This is a genomic window from Peteryoungia wuzhouensis (assembly GCF_003205195.1).
GTDB classification, from domain to species: domain Bacteria; phylum Pseudomonadota; class Alphaproteobacteria; order Rhizobiales; family Rhizobiaceae; genus Allorhizobium; species Allorhizobium wuzhouense.
Genome location: NZ_QJRY01000004.1, coordinates 189,406 through 208,411 on the forward strand (window position 1 = coordinate 189,406; position 19,006 = coordinate 208,411).

The window sequence follows — 19,006 nt, forward strand, 5'->3', positions numbered from 1 at the left end:
TATGTGACGGCGCAAGGCGAGGGCCGTCATTTTTCGCTCTGCGAACCGGTCTGCGCAGCCGCGCGTTTCTGGCGCAGGTAGTCGCGGAGCGCATGGGCCAGTTCGCGGATATTGAGGAAGATCGGCCAGGTGGTGGCGGGTTCCACCGGCTCCATCGAGACGCCGATCGAGGCGATGTGGCCGTGTTCGTCGATGTCGCGGACGATGAGCACGATGGTGCCGAGGCGCACGCGGTCGGCATAATCCGCCCGGCCGCCGACACGCTGGGTCATCAGTTCGGCCACGGTCTTGCCGCGTTCGCTTTCGGAGATCGACAGCGGGCCATAGGCCTCGTCCAGGTTCTTGACATGCGTGTTGGGCGCAATCGCGAAGGTGCCGAAAAATTCGCTGTCATCGTCCGCCACTGCGGCCTCCGTCGCGAAGAGCCGGTCGAGGAGCTTCGAATAGCTCGGGGCGATGAACAGATAGACGTGGTCGTTTTCGCGCAGCCGCCCGGCATATTGGTAACGCATGGACTTGCCGTCGCGGATGACGAGCGAGGGCATGGCCCAGCGCGGGATGCGCTCGCCGCGCAGCACCGGGCTTCCCTTCACCACGCGGTAGGCGAGAAGCTCGTGATTGGCCGTGCCGGGCAGGTCGAGTTCGACCTTGTCGATCGCGCCGATGCGCGGCGGGATGATCAGGCCGAGACGCTTGGCCACCGGCTTGATCGTCCAGCCCTGGATGACAAGCGAGACCATCACGACGATGAAGGCGGTGTTGAAGAAGATATGGCCGTCTTCGAGATTGCCGACGATCGGCAGGATGCCGAGCAGGATGGAAACCGCGCCGCGCAGGCCGACCCAGGCGATAAAGCCGGTCTCGCGCTGGGTGAAGTCGAAGGGCAGGAGGCAGAGCCAGATCGCCAGCGGCCGGGCGATGAAGATCAGGAACAGTGCCAGCACGACCGCCGGCAACAGGATGCCGAGGAATTGCGACGGCGTCGCAAGCAGGCCCAAGAGCAGGAACATGATGATCTGGGCAAGCCAGGTCATGCCGTCCTGGAAACGGCCGATGGTGATGCTGGAGGGGAGCTTGCGCGAGCCGGCATAGATGCCGGCGACATAGACGGCGAGGAAGCCGCTGCCGCCGATCATGCCGGTGAAGGCAAAGATCATCAGGGCAAGCGCCAGCATGAAGATCGGCGCAAGGCCCCGCTCCACCTGCATGCGCCGCAGGATGAACACGATGACAAAGCCTCCGAGCAGGCCAAGGGCAAGGCCGATGCCCATCTGCTCCAGGAAGAGGAGGAGAATGTCGAGGCCGAAGCCGTTCGTGTCGCCACCCTTGGCGATCAGCTCGACAAGGGCGACGGTGAGGAAGATCGCCATGGGGTCGTTGGTGCCGGACTCGACTTCGAGCGAGGAGCGTACGCGGTCGCGGATGTTGATGCCGCCGATGCGCAGCAGAAAGAAGACGGCAGCTGCATCGGTCGAGCCGACAATGGCGCCGAGCAGGAAGGCCTGGAGGAGGCTCAAGCCAAGCAGGAAATGGGCGGCAATGCCGAAGATGGCGGTGGTCAGCAGAACGCCGAGGGTCGCCATCGTGAGCGCGGGGGCGGCGGAGAGACGGAAGGATTGCAGCGAGGTGCCGTAGCCGGAATCGAAGAGGATGACGGCGAGCGCCAGGGAGCCGATGACATAAGCGAGGGGGAAGTTGGAGAATTCGATGCCGAGACCATCGACACCAGCGGCAAGCCCAATGCCAAGGAAAAGCAGCAATAGCGGGGCGCCGAAGCGGAAAGCGATCAGGCTGGAAAATGCAGCAAGAAGAACGAGCGCGGTCGCGACCAATGTGACGGCATAGAATTCACTCACTCACTGTCCCCTTCCCGATTGCCGCTGGCGCGGCCGTCGCTCACTGCTGCCCTGCGCGGCCTGCGGTTCGCAAACCGTCGAGCGAGCATTGCTCCCGTCGCAAGACGGGTCGGCTATGTATGATGATGCAGGCGTGCCGAACGGCTCTGCACCCTTGGAACAAGATCGTGATGAGAGTGGGGCGAAATTTAAAGTTTTTAATTTCGCCCCACATTTTTTAGGTCAGCGTGGTTCCGCCAACAATCCCTTGATCAGTGCATAGGTCGCCCCAAGCAGGACGATCGCGAAGGGAAGGCCGGTCGATACGGCCATGGCCTGAAGGGCAACCAGGCCGCCGCCGAGCAGAAGTGCGACGGCGACAAGGCCCTCGAAGCTTGCCCAGAAGACACGCTGCGGCATCGGCGCATTGACCTTGCCGCCGGCGGAGATCGTGTCGATGACGAGCGAGCCGGAGTCGGAGGAGGTCACGAAGAAGACGATGACCAGGACGATGCCGACAAAGGAGGTAATCGCTGTCAGTGGCAGATGCGCCAGCATCTCGAACAGCTGCAGCTCAAGGCCCGCATCCTTGACGCTGGTCAGGCCGTCATTGACCACCTGGCTGATGGCCGTGCCGCCCAGTGCCGTCATCCACAGGACGGAGACGAGCGAGGGAATCAGGAGGACGGCGGTCAAGAGTTCGCGCACGCTGCGGCCGCGGCTGACGCGGGCGATGAACATGCCGACGAAGGGCGACCAACTGATCCACCAGGCCCAGTAGAAGGCCGTCCAGCCCTGGACGAAGTTGGTATCGTCCCGGCCGAAGGGGTTGGCGAGGGCGGGCAGGTAGGTGGCATAGGCTTCGAGGTTGAGGAAAAAGCCCTTGAGGATCTGCCAGGTCGGGCCAACCGCGATGACGAAGAGCAGGAGAAGCGCTGCGAGCCCGAGATTGACCTCGGACAGGAGCTTGACGCCCTTGTCCATGCCGGCAACGACCGAGGTGATGGCGATACCGGTGATGACGAGCACCAGCAGGATCATCATGTTCTCCGTGGCCGGAATGCCGAAGAGGAATTCAAGACCGGCGCTTGCCTGCTGGGCGCCGATGCCGAGCGAGGTGGAGAGCCCGAAAATCGTCGCGAAGACGGCGAGGATGTCGATGATGTGGCCCGGCCAGCCCCAGACGCGTTCGCCGAAGATCGGATAGAAGATCGAACGCAGGGTGAGTGGCAGGCCCTTGTTGAAGGAGAAGAGGGCAAGCGCCAGGGCAACGATGGCGTAGATCGCCCAGGGATGCAGACCCCAGTGGAAGATCGTGGCGGCCATGGCGAGGCGGCGTGCCGCTTCCGGATCGCCGACAGCACCGCCGAGCGGCGCCCAGTCTGTCCGCACGCCGTTTTCAAACACCGGACCGTCGAGTGCTGCAGTGAAGTGGCCGAGCGGTTCGGACACACCGTAGAACATCAGGCCGATGCCCATGCCGGCGGCAAACAGCATCGCGAACCAGGAGAGATTGGAATAATCGGGCGTGGCATCGGGACCGCCGAGGCGAATGCGGCCGAGGGGCGAGAAGATCAGCCCGAGGCAGACAAGCACCAGGATGTTGCCGGTGAGCAGGAAGAACCAGTCGAGATTGGCGGTCAGGAAATCCCGGAGGCCGGTGAAGGCCGGTTCAAGGGTCGTCTGGAAGGCCAGCGTCAGGAAGGTGAAGGCGACGATGGAGAGCGCGGACACGCTGAAAACGACATTGTGGATGTCGAGTTCGAAAACCAGCCGTTTCCTGTAGCTGATGTTGTCCTGGCCGATCTCGTAAGGGGTGTCGATGATCTCGGTGTCCCCTTCCGGTGCGGGGATCGCATCCTCTTGCGCAACGACAGTTGGCGTGGTCGCATAAGTCAATGTCTCGGATTCCTTTCGAATTGTCCGGGGTCCCAGATGGGATGGTCCAGAGTGCGGCTCGGATGCCGCCAGGGGTGGCCGCGACAGTCGGGCGTCGCTTTTGTGCCACAATTCGGAAGGCCAACCGCCATGCGGCTGAATTGTTCCATCGCCATGCCGAATTAAATCCTTAGGGCGTTGGATCTGTCTTCGACAAAACGAAAAAGGGCGGGCTCTCGCGAGCCCGCCCCTGAAACGCAGAGATGCGTCGATCTCAGAAGGTCTTCGACAGGGCGACAGCCGTGTCCGACATGCGGTTGGAGAAGCCCCACTCGTTGTCGTACCAGGTCAGGATGCGAACGAAGTTGCCTTCGAGAACCTTGGTCTGGTCGAGCGCGAAGATCGAGGAATGGCTGTCGTGGTTGAAGTCGCGGGAGACCAGCGGCTCGTCGGTGTAGCCGAGGATGCCCTTCAGCGCGCCGTTGGAAGCGGCGATGATGGCGTCGTTGACTTCCTGGACCGTGGTGGCCTTCTTGGCGACGAACTTGAAGTCGACGACCGAGACGTTCGGGGTCGGCACGCGGATCGAGGTGCCGTCCAGCTTGCCCTTCAGTTCCGGGAGAACCAGGCCGACGGCCTTGGCGGCGCCTGTCGAGGTCGGGATCATCGAGAGCGCTGCCGCGCGGGCGCGGTAGAGATCCTTGTGCATGGTGTCGAGCGTCGGCTGGTCACCGGTATAGGAGTGGATCGTGGTCATGAAGCCGTGATCGATGCCGATCGAGTCGTTCAGAACCTTGACGACCGGAACCAGGCAGTTCGTCGTGCAGGAGGCGTTCGAGATGACCAGGTGGTCCTTGGTCAGCTTGTCGTGGTTGACGCCGAAGACGACGGTGAGATCAGCGCCGTCAGCCGGGGCCGAGACGATGACGCGCTTGGCGCCAGCGGTCAGGTGGGCCGAGGCCTTGTCCTTCGAGGTGAAGATGCCGGTGCATTCCATGGCGATGTCGACGCCAAGTTCCTTGTGCGGAAGGGTCGCCGGATCCTTGATCGCGGTGACCTTGATCGGCTTGCCGCCGCCGACGATGATCGTGTCGCCGTCGACCTTCACATCGGCTGGGAACTTGCCGTGGATCGAATCGTAACGGAGCAGGTGGGCATTGGTCTCGACCGGGCCGAGGTCGTTGATGGCGACGACTTCGATGTCGGTACGGCCGGATTCGACGATGGCGCGCAGAACGTTACGTCCGATACGGCCGAAACCATTGATGGCAACTTTCACAGTCATTGGTGGACTCCCGATTGTATAGTGAGCTCTTGGGCAATGTCAGGGCGTCCGGGGACGCCCTGGCGGGATGGTCATTAAGCCAGCTTGGCTTCGGCAGCCGCGACGACTGCTTCGGCGGTGATGCCGAAATGCTTGTAGAGGTCCTTGGCCGGGCCGGAGGCGCCGAAGGACTTCATGCCGATGAAGGCACCGGTCGAGCCGATGATCGCGTCCCAACCCTGGCGGATGCCGGCTTCGACGCCAATCTTCACCGGCGCGTTGCCGATGATGGCTTCCTGGTAGTCGGCATCCTGCTCGAAGAAGAGTTCGAAGCAGGGAACCGAGACGACGCGGGTGGAGATACCCTTGGCGGCCAGCTGCTGCTGCGCCTTGATGGCGATTTCGACTTCCGAGCCGGACGCGAAGATCGAAACCTTGGCGTCGCTGGCCGAGATCAGCTCATAGGCGCCGTAGGCCGACAGGTTCTTCTCTTCGTATTCGGTACGGGCCGGGATCAGGTTCTGGCGGGTCAGCGCCAGGCCCGACGGACGGTGCTTTTCCTTGAGCGCAATCTGCCAGCATTCCGCCGTTTCGGTCTCGTCGGCCGGACGGAAGAGGAGCAGGTTCGGGATGGCGCGGAGCGCTGCGAAATGCTCGACCGGTTGGTGGGTCGGGCCGTCTTCGCCAACGCCGATGGAATCATGCGTCCAGACATGCACGACGCGGATGCCCATGAGGGCGGCGAGGCGCACCGACGGACGGCAGTAATCCGAGAAGATCAGGAAGCCGCCGGAGTAAGGAATCAGGCCGCCATGCAGCGCAATGCCGTTCATGGCTGCGGCCGTCGCATGTTCGCGAATGCCCCAGTGCATGTAGCGGCCGGAGAAGTCGGTCGGGGTGATCGACTTCATCTGGCTGGTCTTGGTGTTGTTCGACGGCGTCAGGTCGGCCGAGCCGCCGAGGGTTTCCGGCAGGAGGCCGTTGATCACTTCGAGTGCATCTTCCGAAGCCTTGCGGGTGGCGACCGTCGGGTTGTTGGCGGCGATCTTCTGCTTGAAGGCGTCGATCGTCGTGTCGAAGCTGCCCGGCAGGTCACCGGCGAAGCGACGGTTGAACTCGGCGCGCTTCTCGGCGTCAGCCTGGTTCAGGCGTTCTTCCCATTCCTTGCGAACCTTGGTGGCGCGCAGGCCAACCAGGCGCCAGGCGTCCAGCACGTCAGCCGGGACGACGAAGGCTTCGGCTTCCCAGTTGAGCGACTTGCGGGCAGCGGCAATTTCTTCGGCGCCGAGCGGCGAGCCGTGCACCTTGTGCGTGCCCTGCTTGTTCGGGGCGCCGAAACCGATGATGGTCTTGGCGGCGATGAAAGTCGGCTTGTCGGACTTGTGGGCGGCCTCGATGGCGGCTGCGATTTCGTCCGGGTTGTGACCGTCGATCTCGATGGTGTTCCAGTTCGCCGACTTCAGGCGGGCGATCTGGTCGGTCGAGTCCGACAAGGAGACGGCGCCGTCGATGGTGATCTTGTTGTCGTCCCAGAAGACGATGAGCTTGTTGAGCTTCAGATGGCCGGCCAGCGCAATGGCTTCCTGGCTGATGCCTTCCATGAGGCAGCCGTCGCCGACCAGCGCATAGGTGTAATGGCTCTGCAGCTCAGAGCCGAATTCTTCAGACAGCTTGCGTTCGGCAATCGCCATGCCGACGGCATTGGCAATGCCCTGGCCGAGCGGGCCGGTGGTCGTTTCGATGCCGGAGGCATGGCCGTATTCCGGGTGGCCGGCGGTCTTGGCGCCGAGCTGACGGAAGGACTTGATGTCCTCGATCGTCATGTCTTCGTAGCCGGTCAGATAGAGCAGCGCATAGAGAAGCATCGAGCCATGGCCGGCCGAGAGCACGAAGCGGTCGCGATCCGGCCAGAGCGGGTTCTTCGGATCGAACTTCAGATAGCGGCCGAACAGGACCGTGGCGACGTCAGCCGCGCCCAGGGGAAGACCGGGATGGCCGGAATTGGCCTTCTCGACGGCATCCATGGCGAGGAAACGGATCGCGTTCGCCATCCGGTTATGTTTTTCTGGAGAGATCATGGCTAGTCCGCTGGTTCGCAGTGTCAATCACGGCCCTTTCACAGGACCAAATGAGAAGCGAGCGATCCATATCAGGTGCATCGCGCAAGTCAACAAAATGGCCGGGCAGAAGCCTTTTATCGTGCATGATCCCATGGATTTGCCTCTTTCCTGTGCGTTCATCAAAATTGGCTCCGGCAGGGGCATCGCAGTTGGGATAGTCCACAGAATTGGACCCTGCCGAGGGGCCGCGCTTTATTGACGCGCGCCAAGCACGGGGCTTAGTGTCGCCGCTCAAATTACCCGGATTGTCAGGACGATTCGCAAGAAGCGAAGGTGTGGCAACGAGGCAGGGGTCAGGGATGCCGGTGGAAAATTCGGTCGAAGCCGCGCTTGCGGCGCTTCGTCAGGCCGTGGTTGGCCTCGAAAATGCCGTCGACATGCGTTTTGAGGCGGAACGGGAAAGCAGTGAGATCGACGGCGAGGTTCGCCGCGTGCATGCCGATCGTGCCCGCCTTGCCCAGGAACTGGACGAGTCGCAATTTCGGGCGAACAGCCTTGAAGAGGTCAATCGCGAGGTCTCCCGGCGTCTCGTGACGGCGATGGAAACGATCCGGGCCGTGCTCGACCGGTAGGCGGCCGGGTTTCGGCGCCTGCAGACTTGAGATTTGGTGTTGGGCGTCGCCCGCCCGCGTAACGAAGAGTTGGATGGCCGATGGCCCAGGTGACAGTCACGATCGACGGCAAGGCCTATCGCATGGCGTGCGAGGAGGGGCAGGAGCCTCATCTGACAACGCTGGCCGGCCAGTTCGACCGCTATGTCGGCCACCTGAAAAGTCAGTTCGGCGAAATCGGCGATCTCCGGATCACGGTCATGGCCGGCATTATGGTGATGGACGAAATGGCGGATCTGAACCGCCGACTGGCTGCTGCCGAACGGGAACTGGCCGATCTGCGGGCCGGGCGCGAAAGCGTGCTGACCGGTGCCCATCAGCGGGACGAGGCCGTGGCACAGACCTTGGCCGAAGTTGCCGAGCGGCTGAACGGGATCACCCGCAAGCTCACCCAACGGCCGGCGCCGGCCGGACAGGGCAGCTGATCTTCAATATTGTTTGTGATCGCCCCACTGGCGGATCACGCGTTAAGCGCTTATATCTGAATTGCGGTCTGCGCCTCACGACAGGAACCACAATCCCTGGGGCCATACTCGATCCAAAGGGAGCTGTCCCTGGCCGGGCCCGTGGGCTCGGACATATGGCGCCCACCTACGTTTGTAGGCACCCAGGATCGTAAACATCCACCGGTTGCCGTGGATCGCACCTCATCTGACACCTGATGCAAAAAGCCGCCGCGATCGCTCGCGACGGCTTTGTCTTTTCAGGTTGATCTTTCGATCAGAACTCTTCCCAATTGTCCTGCGAAGCCGCCGTTGCGGTTGAGGCACTGCCAAAGGCCTTGGTCAGCTTGCCGACCATGGAGCGGGCCGGCGAGGGCGCCGGGCGGGACTGGCTTTCGACTGGGCGCGGTGTGGCCGGACGCGGGGCAGGGGCTGGCGGCTGGTAGGAGGGGACGGGTGCCTTGACGACGCGGTGGCCATCCGCCGTCTGGAACTGGCCGATCAAGCCGGCCAGCACGCGAGCGCTGTCAGCGAGGCGGTGCGTGACCGCGGTTGCCTCTTCCACCATGGCCGCGTTCTTCTGGGTGAACTGGTCCATGTGATTGACCGAGCCGTTGATCTCGTTCAGCGCCGTCGACTGCTCGCGGGCGGCCGAGGCAATGGCCGAGATGTGGTCGTTGATCGAGGCGACCTGGCCGGAGATCTCGCCAAGCGCATTGCCGGTCTGCTGGACCAGCGAGACACCGCCGGCAACCGCTTCCCCAGACTTGTGGATCAGCGCCTTGATGTCCTTGGCGGCGTTGGCGGAACGCTGGGCGAGTTCGCGGACTTCCTGGGCAACGACGGCAAATCCCTTGCCGGCTTCACCAGCGCGAGCCGCCTCGACGCCGGCGTTCAGCGCCAGCAGGTTTGTCTGGAAGGCGATCTCGTCGATGACGTTGATGATCTTGGAGATCTCGCTCGACGCCTGTTCGATCCGGCTCATCGCGTCGATCGCGTCGGAAACGACCTTGCTCGAGCTTTCCGTGCTCTTGCGGGCGACGGCGGCGATCTGGGCTGCCTGGTCGGCCTTGGCGGAGGATCCACGAACGGTTGCGGTGATTTCCTCGAGCGCTGCGGAGGTTTCTTCCAGCGATGCGGCCTGCTGTTCGGTGCGCTTCGACAGATCATCGGTCGCCTGGCGCATTTCGGCGGAGCTCGCCTCGATGCCCGAGGTCTCGACTCTGATGTCACCGAGCGTGCTGCTCAGCTTTTCGACCGAGGCGTTGAAGTCGAGGCGCAGCTTGTCGAGATTGCCGGTGAAGGCCTGGCCGATGCGCACCGTGAGATCGCCGTCGCTGAGCTTGTGCAGACACTGGGCCAGCACGTCGACGGCCTGTTCGACGGCCTTGGCGTCCTCGGCCTTGGCGGCTTCGCGTTCCTGACGTTCGCGCTCGCCCTGGGCAACGGCATCGGCTGCCTTGCGCTCGATCTCGATCTTCTGAATGGCGCTTTCGCGGAAGACGTTGATGGAACGGGCAAGAGCACCGATCTCGTTCTTCAGGTCCTGGTCGGGGACCTCGGTTTCCAGCCGGCCGCTGGCGAGCTGGTCTGCCACGCCGGTCAGTCGCGGCAGGGCGCCGACGATCTGGCGGACGAAGAGCGCGATCAGGGCTGCCGCGATGACGAGCACGATCAGTGCCGTCGCGCCGATGGCATAGGCCATTTCGGTGGCGATGCTGTTGATGTCGGCCGAGCGGACGCCGGCATAGAGAATGCCGATGACATCGCCTGTCGGGGAGAAGATCGGCTGGTAGATGGTGTAGTAGGGCACGTCGAGGATGACCGCCTCGCCGCGATAGACCTGGCCTTTGGTGGCGAAGGGATAGACGGCACCCGCCTGGCCGAGGGCCGTGCCGACGGCGCGCTTGCCATCCGGCTTGATGATGTTGGTGGTGCGGCGCCAGAAATCCTTGCTGTCGGGTTCCCAGCCGAAAATCGTCGCCGTCTGGCCGGTCATGCGGCCGATCGTGTCGATCATCGTGTGGTCGGTGAATTCCTTCGGAATGGACTCCATCACGATCCGGTCGACATTGCCGTTGGACGCCCAGGTAATCTTGGTGCCGGGCAGGTCACGCTCAATGATCGTGGCCGCCGTGCGCAAGCTGGCATCCTGGCCGCTGATTGCCTGCTCCTGAATGCGCGTGGCGATGCTGCCGGAGATGACCCAGGAGACCGCGCCAAGCGACGCGACCAGGATCATGACTGTCGTGGCGGTGATTGTTTTCGTAATGCCGAAGCGCGAAAAGACCTTCATGCAAATGTATCCTATAAACGTTTGCTTGGGCTAAATTATAACGGCATCAAGTTAATCCTTGGTTTTTCAGGGGATTTGCGAAGTGTCTTGACGAATGACAAAATTGAGGAAAATGCCCTGTTGCCCTCCCCAGATATGGCGGGGCAGCGGCTTTGGAGGCCAAAATGACAGAAAAACGCGCCTTGAAGGCTGCCCTGCGCAAAGAGCGGTTGGCGCTGCGCGATCAGATCACTGAGGCCACCCGTCTGGAGTTCAGCCTTGCCATGGCGGACTTCGCCGGAGAGGCCATTCCGATCGATCCCGGCATGACGGTATCAGGCTTTTTTCCGATCCGCTCCGAGGCCGATATCCGACCGCTGATGGCGCGGCTGAAGGCACGCGGTGCGCGGCTCTGCCTGCCTGTCGTCATGGACAGGGAAACGATCGTCTTTCGTGAACTGGTGACCGGTGCCGAACTGGTCGATACGGGCTTTGGCACACGCGGTCCGGGGCCGGAGGCGGCCGTGCTCGATCCCGATCTTCTGCTCGTTCCGCTCTCCGCCTTTGATGCGAAAGGCAACCGTATCGGCTACGGCGCCGGTCACTATGACCGTGCAATTGCGCGTTTGCGGGAAAAAGGGCGCAATCCGCGGCTGATCGGCATTGCATTCGACTGTCAGGAGGTGGCAGAAGTGCCCGATGAAGCGCATGACGTCCGGCTTGAGGCTGTTCTGACGGAAAGTGGCCTCAGAACATTCATGGAGTGATTGGACGAATGCGACTTCTGTTTCTCGGCGATATGGTGGGCAAGACCGGACGGACGGCTGTTTGGGAGCGCCTGCCGGGCCTGATCTCCGATCTGAAACTGGATTTCGTCATCGTCAACGGCGAAAATGCCGCCGGCGGCTTCGGCATCACCGAGGACATCTATCTCGAGACGATCAATGCCGGTGCCGATGTGGTGACGACGGGCAATCACGTCTGGGACCAGAAGGAGGCCGTCTCCTTCTGTACGCGGCACGACCAGTTCCTGCGCCCGGCCAACTATCCGGCCGGCACGCCCGGCAAGGGCTCGGGGCTTTTCTATGCCCGCAATGGCGCGCGTGTTCTCGTTGCCAACATCATGGGCCGCGTCTTCATGCATCCGGAACTCGACGATCCCTTCAAGTCGGCGGAGACGATCCTGGCGGCCTGCCCGCTGAAGGAACAGGCTGATGTCATCGTTTTCGACTTCCACGCGGAAGCGACGAGCGAGAAGCAGTGTTTCGGCCATTTCGTCGACGGGCGCGCCAGCTTCGTCGTCGGGACCCATACCCATGTGCCGACCGCCGACCATCAGATCCTGAACGGCGGTACGGCCTATATGTCGGATGCCGGCATGTGCGGCGACTACGACTCCTCGCTCGGCATGGAGAAGGAAGAGCCGCTCAACCGCTTCATCTCGAAGATGCCGAAGGGTCGCTTCGAGGCGGCGAGTGGCCCGGCGACCATCTGCGGCGTCGGCGTCGAGATTTCCGATGCGACGGGCTTGGCCGAGAAGATCGCGCCGCTCAGGATCGGGCCGCGCCTGGCCGAGACGATTCCGGAGTTCTGGGCGTGACGGTTTGGGATGGTTCTCGGGCGCGGTTCGGGCACTGGCCTTGTCGGTAAAGAAGTGGGGGCGATGAGGTGAGGTTTGGCTGCTATGCTGTCTTTATCTTGATCCCTCTATGGGGTGTTCCGGACATTCCATTCTCGGTTAGGTTTATCACGACGTTCATCGGGCTCGTCGTCACTTTGCTCATCCTTAGTGTGGGTCGGCTAAGCTCGAAAGCTCCAGAAGGTGGGCCGAGTGAACCCTCGTTGATCTTTTCTTCAAATGTTAAGGTGCTCTTCTTCGGGTTGTGGCTCGTGGCAATTTGCTTAGCGACAGCTGCCACACATGGCCGAGCGGATCTTCCGCTCCTTGGTCCCGCCATTTCCGGTCTGTCACAGGTTGGCGAAACTCTTTTTCCGGTGATTGCGAAATACAGGACGCATCTAAGACTGAGTGAGGCGATGCTGTTCCGGATACAAGGTGTAGCATCCTCGGTCTGGCTGGCTGCGCTCGCTACAATGGTGATCTATTATCTGCGCATCATTTTGTTCACTCCAGAGCAACGGGCCTTGGTGATCAAGGAAATGAGCAACAATCTGAAAAGAAGCCATCACGCGCGCAGGCTTCAGCCCGGCGTTTTCCTGTTATCTTCATTGTTTCTCTCGCTCCTCAGTTTGGCGTCTTATCTGGGATGGTTCTCGTTTGGAGAATGGGATGGAAGCAGCCCTAAGGAATGTTACGTAGCCGCCGCTTGCTATGCAGAACTGCACGGCTTGGAGGTGCTCTTTGTGGTGCTGATGGAAAGTATATTGGTCGTTTGGCTGCCGCTGTCGATGCCACTGTCCATCTGGTATTTCCTAAAGCGCGATGTGGCCTAAGGTCCGTGATTGTGTTGGTCCAGATGACGTGATTGTGAGTGGAGCGCGTGCGGTAACGGGTGGATGCCTGCACTGCCCTGCTGCATGATCCTCAGGACTCGACGGCGTGGGAGCGGCATGATGCTGCAAAGACTAGCCTTTGGTGTTTGGGGTTCGATGGTCCTGGCAGGCTTCGTGTTTGCGCAGGAGACCCAAACGCCCGGCAGTCCCCGGCCGCCCGTCAGTCAATGTCAACTGGTTGCCGAGGCGCTTCCATCAGTCACATTCGCCAGTTTTAGCGCGCCCCAATTGCCTGCAAGGCCTGCCGCGTTTGCCGAACACGTGACGATCACATTTCTGGGCCATTCCACCTTTCAGATCACCACGCCCGAAGGCGTCGAGATTGCCACCGACTATAATGGGTGGCTCCGCTCCGCGCGCCTGCCCGACGTGGTGACGATGAACAAGGCGCATTCCAGCCATTACACTCTGTCGCCTGATCCTGGGATCGCCAATGTGCTGCATGGCTGGAGCGATGTGCCGGGCGAAAAGGCGTTGCACAATGTGATTGTTGGCGATGCCTATGTGCGCAATGTCGCTACCGACATTCGCAGCTGGGGCGGGGAGTTCGAGCCGAACGGCAATTCGATCTTCATTTTCGAGGTGGCTGGCCTCTGCATCGGGCATTTGGGTCATCTGCATCACGAGTTGACGGATGCGCATTATGCGGAGATCGGTCGGCTGGATATCGTGATGGTGCCGGTGGATGGCGGATTGACGATGGGCGCTGACAGCATGAGCCGGACGATCAAGCGGTTGCGCTCTGCCGTGGTGCTGCCGATGCATCGGCGCGGGCCGATCGTCGACAGCTTCCTTGCCATGTTCGACGACAGCGTCGACATCGAGCGATCGCCAAACAGCGGCTTCACAGTGTCCATGCGGACGCTGCCGAAGAAGCCGCTGATTCTGGTGCTTGCGGGCAATTGACGCCGATCAGGCGAAACGCACCTGACGGTGAACGCCAACATCCGGCATCTTTTCCGGGTCGAGATTGGCTTTCGCGATTTCCCAGCCGAACTTGATGGTGCTGCCGGTCGAAGCCCAGATCTCGCCGTCATCAAGCGAGAGCGACAGAAGGATGAGGCTCGGGTCGGATTTCCCGCCCTCATACCAGGCTGCGACCACCGAGTTCCAGTATTCGTCGATCTTGGTGCTGTCCTTGACGGCGGTCAGCGCGCCCGCGAGGCTGGCATGATAGTCGTGGTTCTTGCCGACAACGTTGAATTGGCCGCGGCTGCCGGGACGCAGCGCCTTGACCAGGTCGGTATCGGTCTTGGTGAAGAACCAGATGGTGTTGGTGCGGTGATCGGCGAAGGGGGCCATCGGCCGCATGTGCATTTCGGAACCGGCGAGGCCAAGCATGCCGGCATGGATATCCTCGATCTCTTCCCAGAGCTGTTCAACCGGGTTTTCGCGGGCTTCGCTGAAGCTTGCCATCTGTCGTATCTCCTTGTGGGTTCGCGAGGAGAGCAACGAGCGGCGTGCGGACTTGTTCCGGCATGAGGGGCCGATGCGCACGGCTGCCGATGTCTGTCGCTGCCCTTGAACCGGACCCCAATCGCCCGTATAAGGCGGCCATTCCAAACATTCAGACCTGATCAGGGGTGCCATGGCTGGCCATTCACAGTTCAAAAACATCATGCACCGCAAGGGGAAACAGGACGGTATCCGTTCGAAGATGTTCTCCAAGCTCGCACGCGAAATCACCGTTGCTGCAAAGACAGGTCTGCCCGACCCGACGATGAATGCAGCACTTCGCCTGGCCGTTCAGAACGCCAAGGCACAGTCGATGCCGAAGGACAACATCGAACGCGCGATCAAGAAGGCGTCCGGCGCCGATGCCGAGACCTATGACGCGATCCGCTACGAGGGCTACGGTCCAGGTGGCGTTGCTGTTATCGTCGAGACGCTGACGGACAACCGAAACCGCACGGCGTCTTCCGTCCGTTCGACCTTCTCCAAGGCCGGCGGCGCGCTGGGCGAAACCGGGTCGGTGTCCTTCTCCTTCGACCATGTCGGCGAAATCACCTACAAGGCCTCCGTTGGCGACGCTGACAAGGTCATGGAAGCCGCGATCGAAGCCGGCGCCGAAGATGTCGTCTCCGACGAAGACGGCCACACCATCTACTGCACCTTCGAGGACATGAACGAAGTGTCCAAGGCGCTGGAAGCGGTGCTGGGTGGTGCCGAATCCGTCAAGGCGATCTGGAAGCCGCAGAACACGATCGAAGTCGACGAGGAAAAGGCGACTTCGCTGATGAAGCTGATCGACACGCTGGAAGACGATGACGACGTGCAGAACGTCTATTCGAACTTCGAAGTGTCGGACGAAGTCATGGCCAAGCTGTCGGCCTGATTTTCGATCCTATCCGTTGAAACAAGAAGCCCGGCTGCGTGAGCGGCCGGGCTTCTTGCATTTCGCCTTGGATGCGGCGGTGGATTTCGTGTCTCAGGATTTGTGGGCGTCAGGCAGCCGCGCTGCGCACGCTGGCGATCATGTCGACGAGGCCGTTCACGATGCGCTCGACCTGTTCCTTGTCGTCGCCTTCGGCCATGACGCGGATCAGCGGCTCGGTGCCGGAGGGGCGGATGACGAGGCGGCCGGACTTGGCGAGTTCGGCCTCTGCATCGGCAATCGCCTGCTTGACGACAGCATCTTCCAGCGGCTTGCCGCCGGAGAAGCGCACGTTGCGCAGCAGCTGCGGCACGGGATCGAAGCGGTGGCAGATCTCGCTCACCGTCTTGCCGGTGCGCTTGACGGCCGCGAGGATCTGCAGGGCGGCCACGAGGCCATCGCCGGTGGTGCCGTGGTCGGAGAGCACGATATGGCCGGACTGTTCGCCGCCGACATTGAAATCGTGGCTCCGCATGTGTTCGACAACGTAGCGGTCGCCGACCTTGGTGCGGGCGAGCGTCAGACCCTTGTCGCCAAGGAAGCGTTCGAGGCCGAGATTGGACATGACGGTGGCAACAATGCCGTTGCCGCGCAGCAGGCCATCCTGTTTCCAGGTTTCCGCCACGACGGCCATCAGCTGGTCGCCATCGATCACCGTGCCGTTCTCGTCGACAATGATGACGCGGTCGGCGTCGCCATCGAGCGCGATGCCGATATCGGCACGCACTTCATGGACCTTCTTCTGCAAGGCTTCCGGGTGGGTGGAGCCACAGTCGAGATTGATGTTCGTGCCATTCGGCTCATTGCCGATCGTCACCACATCGGCGCCGAGTTCCCAAAGGGCTGCCGGTGCCACCTTGTAGGCAGCACCATTGGCGCAGTCGATGGCGACCCTGAGGCCGTGGAGCGTCACATCGCGGGGCAGGGTGCGCTTGGCAAATTCGACGTAACGGTCATGGACGCCGTCGATGCGCTTGGCACGACCGATGTCGGTCGGCGCGGCGAGCTGGCCGTAGATGTCCTTTTCCAGCAGTTCCTCGATCTGCATTTCCAGCTCGTCGGAGAGCTTGTAGCCATCCGGGCCGAAGAGCTTGATGCCGTTGTCGGCAAAGGGATTGTGCGAGGCCGAGATCATCACGCCGAGGTCGCAGCGCAGCGAGCGTGTCAGCATGGCGACGGCCGGCGTCGGGATCGGGCCGAGGACGAAGGCGTCGAGGCCGGCTGCGGTGAAGCCCGCGACCATGGCATTTTCCAGCATGTACCCCGAGAGGCGGGTGTCCTTGCCGATCACCACGCGGTGGCGATGGCCGCCGCGGCGGAAAAGGGTGCCGGCGGCGATGCCGACGCGCATGGCGAGATCCGGCGTCATCGGGAAGCGGTTCGACAGCCCGCGAATGCCATCGGTGCCAAAATAACGACGTGTCATCTGTTTTCCTTCGTGTCCCATAGCGAGGGTGGCTTGCAGCTCTGATCGTGTCACAGAGCGCTTGCGCGAATGTGTTGGCTGCTCATGCCACAAATTGTGGAGAACAACACATAAATTACAGCAAAAGCGGATTACATCCCGTTACCAATACGGCCATGCCATCTCCCGACCCTTCGGCATCCACGAAAAAGGCCACCCGGTGGGGTGGCCTTTTTCGTATTCGACTGCGGATTTCCTCAGTGCGGCTGTGGTTCCAGGCCGCCTTCGGTCTCCCCGCCCTTGCTCACGTCCTTGCGGCCGGTCGAAGGCACGGCGGAGCCGCGGGTGTTCGGACCTTCATCGCCGCTGTCACGGGACGGCTTTTCGCCGCGGATCAGTGCCTTGATCTCTTCGCCCGAGAGCGTCTCGTATTCGAGCAGACCTTCCGCGATTGCCACGAAGGCATCGTGATGGTCGGTCAGGATACGGCGCGCTTCGGTATAGGCTTCGTCGATCAGGCGGCGGACTTCCGTGTCGATCTTCTGGGCGGTCGATTCCGAGACGTTTTTCGACTGCGACACGGAATGGCCGAGGAAGACCTCCTGCTGGTTCTCACCATAGGCGACTTGGCCGAGCACGTCGGAGAAGCCCCACTGGGTGACCATGGCGCGAGCGAGCTTGGTGGCCTGCTCAATGTCGGAGGAGGCGCCCGACGTGATGTTCTCCTTGCCGAAGGTCAGCTCTTCCGCGACGCGGCCACCCATCATGATGACGAGGCGCGAGACCATCCACTTATAGCTCATCGAGTAGCGGTCGCCCTCGGGAAGCTGCATGACCATGCCGAGCGCACGGCCGCGCGGAATGATGGTTGCCTTGTGCAGCGGGTCGGCGACGGGCACCTGCAAAGCGGTGATCGCGTGGCCGGCTTCGTGATAGGCGGTCAGCTTCTTTTCGGCTTCGGTCATGGCGGAGGAGCGGCGTTCCGCCCCCATCATGATCTTGTCCTTGGCGTCTTCGAACTCGGCCATGGTGACGACGCGCTTGTTGCGACGGGCGGCCATGAGCGCGGCTTCGTTGACGAGGTTGGCCAAGTCAGCGCCGGAGAAGCCGGGCGTGCCACGTGCAAGAACCTTGAGATCGACATTCGGGGCGAGCGGCACGTTGCGCGCATGGACCTTGAGAATGCGCTCGCGACCGGTGATATCGGGGTTCGGGACAACAACCTGGCGGTCAAAACGGCCCGGACGCAGAAGTGCGGGGTCGAGAACGTCGGGACGGTTGGTCGCAGCGATCAGGATGATGCCTTCATTGGCCTCGAAGCCGTCCATCTCGACGAGCAGCTGGTTCAGCGTCTGTTCGCGTTCATCGTTACCGCCGCCGAGACCGGCGCCACGATGGCGACCGACCGCGTCGATTTCGTCGATGAAGATGATGCAGGGCGCGTTCTTCTTCGCCTGCTCGAACATGTCACGGACGCGGCTTGCGCCGACGCCGACGAACATTTCAACGAAGTCCGAACCGGAGATGGTGAAGAAGGGCACGTTGGCTTCGCCGGCAACCGAGCGGGCGAGCAGCGTCTTACCCGTGCCCGGAGGGCCGACGAGCAGTACGCCGCGCGGGATCTTGCCGCCCAGCCGCTGGAACTTCTGCGGATCGCGCAGGAACTCGACGATCTCTTCCAGGTCCTGCTTGGCTTCATCGACGCCGGCGACATCATCAAACGTGATGCGGCCATGCGCTTCGGTCAGAAGCTTGGCCTTGGACTTGCCGAAGCCCATGGCGCCGCGCGAGCCACCCTGCATCTGGCGCATGAAGAAGAGCCAGACGCCGAGGATCAGCAGCATGGGAAGAAGCGTGCCGATATAGCTCAGGAAGCCGGACGAGCCGTCGGTTTCCGGACGGGCGACGATCATGACGTTCTTGGCTTCGAGCTTGCTCAGAAGGTTGTCGTCAACGACGGGCGCATAGGTCTGGAAGGCGGTGCCGTTTTCGGAATAGGTGCCGAGAACGCGGTTGCCGGTCACGGTCACGTCGCGGACGCGGCCCGAATCAACCTCACGCAGGAATTGCGAATACGGAATCTCGCGCGAGCTCGATTGCGACGGTGACGTCTGGAACATGCTGAACAGGGCGATCAGCAGAAGAGCGATGATCGCCCAGAGCGCGAAATTGCGAAAATTTGGGTTCATTGAATTCCCCGAACAGGTGTCGCGGGACGGACCCCGCTGTCTTACTGGCTAACATAGGAGCGCACTGCGCCATTGCCAAGGCAAACCGGCCTTATCCC

15 protein-coding genes and 1 other RNA gene are annotated in these 19,006 nt (G+C 61.9%); 8 read left to right on the forward strand and 8 right to left on the reverse strand.

Annotation, left to right across the window (positions count from 1 at the left end; translation table 11 throughout):
• Nucleotides 1–26 precede the first annotated feature (26 nt).
• The 4 genes from DMY87_RS12430 to tkt form a co-directional block, all read right to left on the reverse strand.
• Nucleotides 27–1,856: a potassium/proton antiporter gene (locus tag DMY87_RS12430; RefSeq protein ID WP_110791720.1), complete on the reverse strand. Its 1,830-nt coding sequence runs from the start codon at nt 1,854–1,856 to the stop codon at nt 27–29.
• Nucleotides 1,857–2,078: 222 nt separating this feature from the next.
• Nucleotides 2,079–3,734 (reverse strand): BCCT family transporter, encoded by a 1,656-nt coding sequence (locus DMY87_RS12435; RefSeq protein WP_110791721.1) that lies wholly within the window; start codon nt 3,732–3,734, stop codon nt 2,079–2,081.
• A 253-nt stretch (nt 3,735–3,987) separates the two neighbouring features.
• Complete coding sequence (gene gap, locus DMY87_RS12440; RefSeq protein WP_110791722.1) at nt 3,988–4,998, reverse strand: type I glyceraldehyde-3-phosphate dehydrogenase; 1,011 nt, start codon at nt 4,996–4,998, stop codon at nt 3,988–3,990.
• 74 nt (nt 4,999–5,072) lie between these two features.
• Nucleotides 5,073–7,055 (reverse strand): transketolase, encoded by a 1,983-nt coding sequence (tkt, locus tag DMY87_RS12445; RefSeq protein ID WP_110791724.1) that lies wholly within the window; start codon nt 7,053–7,055, stop codon nt 5,073–5,075.
• Nucleotides 7,056–7,396: 341 nt separating this feature from the next.
• Here tkt and DMY87_RS12455 point away from each other — a divergent pair, with 341 nt between their 5' ends.
• The 3 genes from DMY87_RS12455 (at nt 7,397) to ssrS (ending at nt 8,354) form a co-directional block, all read left to right on the forward strand.
• Nucleotides 7,397–7,669, forward strand: a complete 273-nt coding sequence (locus DMY87_RS12455; RefSeq protein WP_110791727.1) for a DUF4164 domain-containing protein — start codon at nt 7,397–7,399, stop codon at nt 7,667–7,669.
• 80 nt (nt 7,670–7,749) lie between these two features.
• Entirely contained in the window at nt 7,750–8,133 is a 384-nt protein-coding gene (locus tag DMY87_RS12460) for a cell division protein ZapA (RefSeq protein WP_110791728.1), read from the forward strand.
• A gap of 62 nt (nt 8,134–8,195) precedes the next feature.
• A non-coding RNA gene (gene ssrS, locus DMY87_RS12465) (6S RNA) lies at nt 8,196–8,354 on the forward strand.
• Nucleotides 8,355–8,428: 74 nt separating this feature from the next.
• Here ssrS and DMY87_RS12470 read toward each other — a convergent pair.
• The gene (locus DMY87_RS12470; RefSeq protein ID WP_110791730.1) at nt 8,429–10,447 is read right to left on the reverse strand and encodes a methyl-accepting chemotaxis protein; all 2,019 of its coding nucleotides are present in this window, start codon (nt 10,445–10,447) and stop codon (nt 8,429–8,431) included.
• Between the two features lie 164 nt (nt 10,448–10,611).
• Here DMY87_RS12470 and DMY87_RS12475 point away from each other — a divergent pair, with 164 nt between their 5' ends.
• The 4 genes from DMY87_RS12475 (at nt 10,612) to DMY87_RS12490 (ending at nt 13,846) form a co-directional block, all read left to right on the forward strand.
• Nucleotides 10,612–11,193 carry a 5-formyltetrahydrofolate cyclo-ligase gene (locus DMY87_RS12475; protein ID WP_110791732.1) on the forward strand — a complete coding sequence of 194 codons (582 nt, stop codon included), beginning with the start codon at nt 10,612–10,614 and terminating at the stop codon, nt 11,191–11,193.
• Between the two features lie 8 nt (nt 11,194–11,201).
• On the forward strand, nt 11,202–12,026 hold the full coding sequence (locus DMY87_RS12480) for a TIGR00282 family metallophosphoesterase (protein ID WP_110791733.1): 825 nt from the start codon (nt 11,202–11,204) through the stop codon (nt 12,024–12,026).
• A 242-nt stretch (nt 12,027–12,268) separates the two neighbouring features.
• Nucleotides 12,269–12,880, forward strand: a complete 612-nt coding sequence (locus tag DMY87_RS12485) for a hypothetical protein (protein WP_133253017.1) — start codon at nt 12,269–12,271, stop codon at nt 12,878–12,880.
• 156 nt (nt 12,881–13,036) lie between these two features.
• Complete coding sequence (locus DMY87_RS12490) at nt 13,037–13,846, forward strand: MBL fold metallo-hydrolase (RefSeq protein WP_245408915.1); 810 nt, start codon at nt 13,037–13,039, stop codon at nt 13,844–13,846.
• A 6-nt stretch (nt 13,847–13,852) separates the two neighbouring features.
• Here the strand turns inward: DMY87_RS12490 and DMY87_RS12495 are convergent, their stop codons facing one another.
• Nucleotides 13,853–14,356: a pyridoxamine 5'-phosphate oxidase family protein gene (locus DMY87_RS12495; protein WP_110791738.1), complete on the reverse strand. Its 504-nt coding sequence runs from the start codon at nt 14,354–14,356 to the stop codon at nt 13,853–13,855.
• A gap of 172 nt (nt 14,357–14,528) precedes the next feature.
• Between DMY87_RS12495 and DMY87_RS12500 the strand changes: the two genes are divergently transcribed.
• On the forward strand, nt 14,529–15,275 hold the full coding sequence (locus DMY87_RS12500) for a YebC/PmpR family DNA-binding transcriptional regulator (protein WP_110791739.1): 747 nt from the start codon (nt 14,529–14,531) through the stop codon (nt 15,273–15,275).
• A 109-nt stretch (nt 15,276–15,384) separates the two neighbouring features.
• Here the strand turns inward: DMY87_RS12500 and glmM are convergent, their stop codons facing one another.
• Nucleotides 15,385–16,740 (reverse strand): phosphoglucosamine mutase, encoded by a 1,356-nt coding sequence (glmM, locus tag DMY87_RS12505; RefSeq protein ID WP_110791741.1) that lies wholly within the window; start codon nt 16,738–16,740, stop codon nt 15,385–15,387.
• Nucleotides 16,741–16,976: 236 nt separating this feature from the next.
• Nucleotides 16,977–18,908, reverse strand: a complete 1,932-nt coding sequence (ftsH, locus tag DMY87_RS12510; protein ID WP_110791742.1) for an ATP-dependent zinc metalloprotease FtsH — start codon at nt 18,906–18,908, stop codon at nt 16,977–16,979.
• Between the last annotated feature and the right edge of the window lie 98 nt (nt 18,909–19,006).

Coding starts and splice junctions, on each gene's coding strand:
- gap (WP_110791722.1), bottom strand. CDS start 4,998: ATGACTGTGAAAGTTGCCATCAATGGTTTCGGCCGTATCGGACGTAAC.
- tkt (WP_110791724.1), bottom strand. CDS start 7,055: ATGATCTCTCCAGAAAAACATAACCGGATGGCGAACGCGATCCGTTTC.
- DMY87_RS12455 (WP_110791727.1), top strand. CDS start 7,397: ATGCCGGTGGAAAATTCGGTCGAAGCCGCGCTTGCGGCGCTTCGTCAG.
- DMY87_RS12460 (WP_110791728.1), top strand. CDS start 7,750: ATGGCCCAGGTGACAGTCACGATCGACGGCAAGGCCTATCGCATGGCG.
- DMY87_RS12470 (WP_110791730.1), bottom strand. CDS start 10,447: ATGAAGGTCTTTTCGCGCTTCGGCATTACGAAAACAATCACCGCCACG.
- DMY87_RS12475 (WP_110791732.1), top strand. CDS start 10,612: ATGACAGAAAAACGCGCCTTGAAGGCTGCCCTGCGCAAAGAGCGGTTG.
- DMY87_RS12480 (WP_110791733.1), top strand. CDS start 11,202: ATGCGACTTCTGTTTCTCGGCGATATGGTGGGCAAGACCGGACGGACG.
- DMY87_RS12490 (WP_245408915.1), top strand. CDS start 13,037: ATGGTCCTGGCAGGCTTCGTGTTTGCGCAGGAGACCCAAACGCCCGGC.
- DMY87_RS12495 (WP_110791738.1), bottom strand. CDS start 14,356: ATGGCAAGCTTCAGCGAAGCCCGCGAAAACCCGGTTGAACAGCTCTGG.
- DMY87_RS12500 (WP_110791739.1), top strand. CDS start 14,529: ATGGCTGGCCATTCACAGTTCAAAAACATCATGCACCGCAAGGGGAAA.
- glmM (WP_110791741.1), bottom strand. CDS start 16,740: ATGACACGTCGTTATTTTGGCACCGATGGCATTCGCGGGCTGTCGAAC.
- ftsH (WP_110791742.1), bottom strand. CDS start 18,908: ATGAACCCAAATTTTCGCAATTTCGCGCTCTGGGCGATCATCGCTCTT.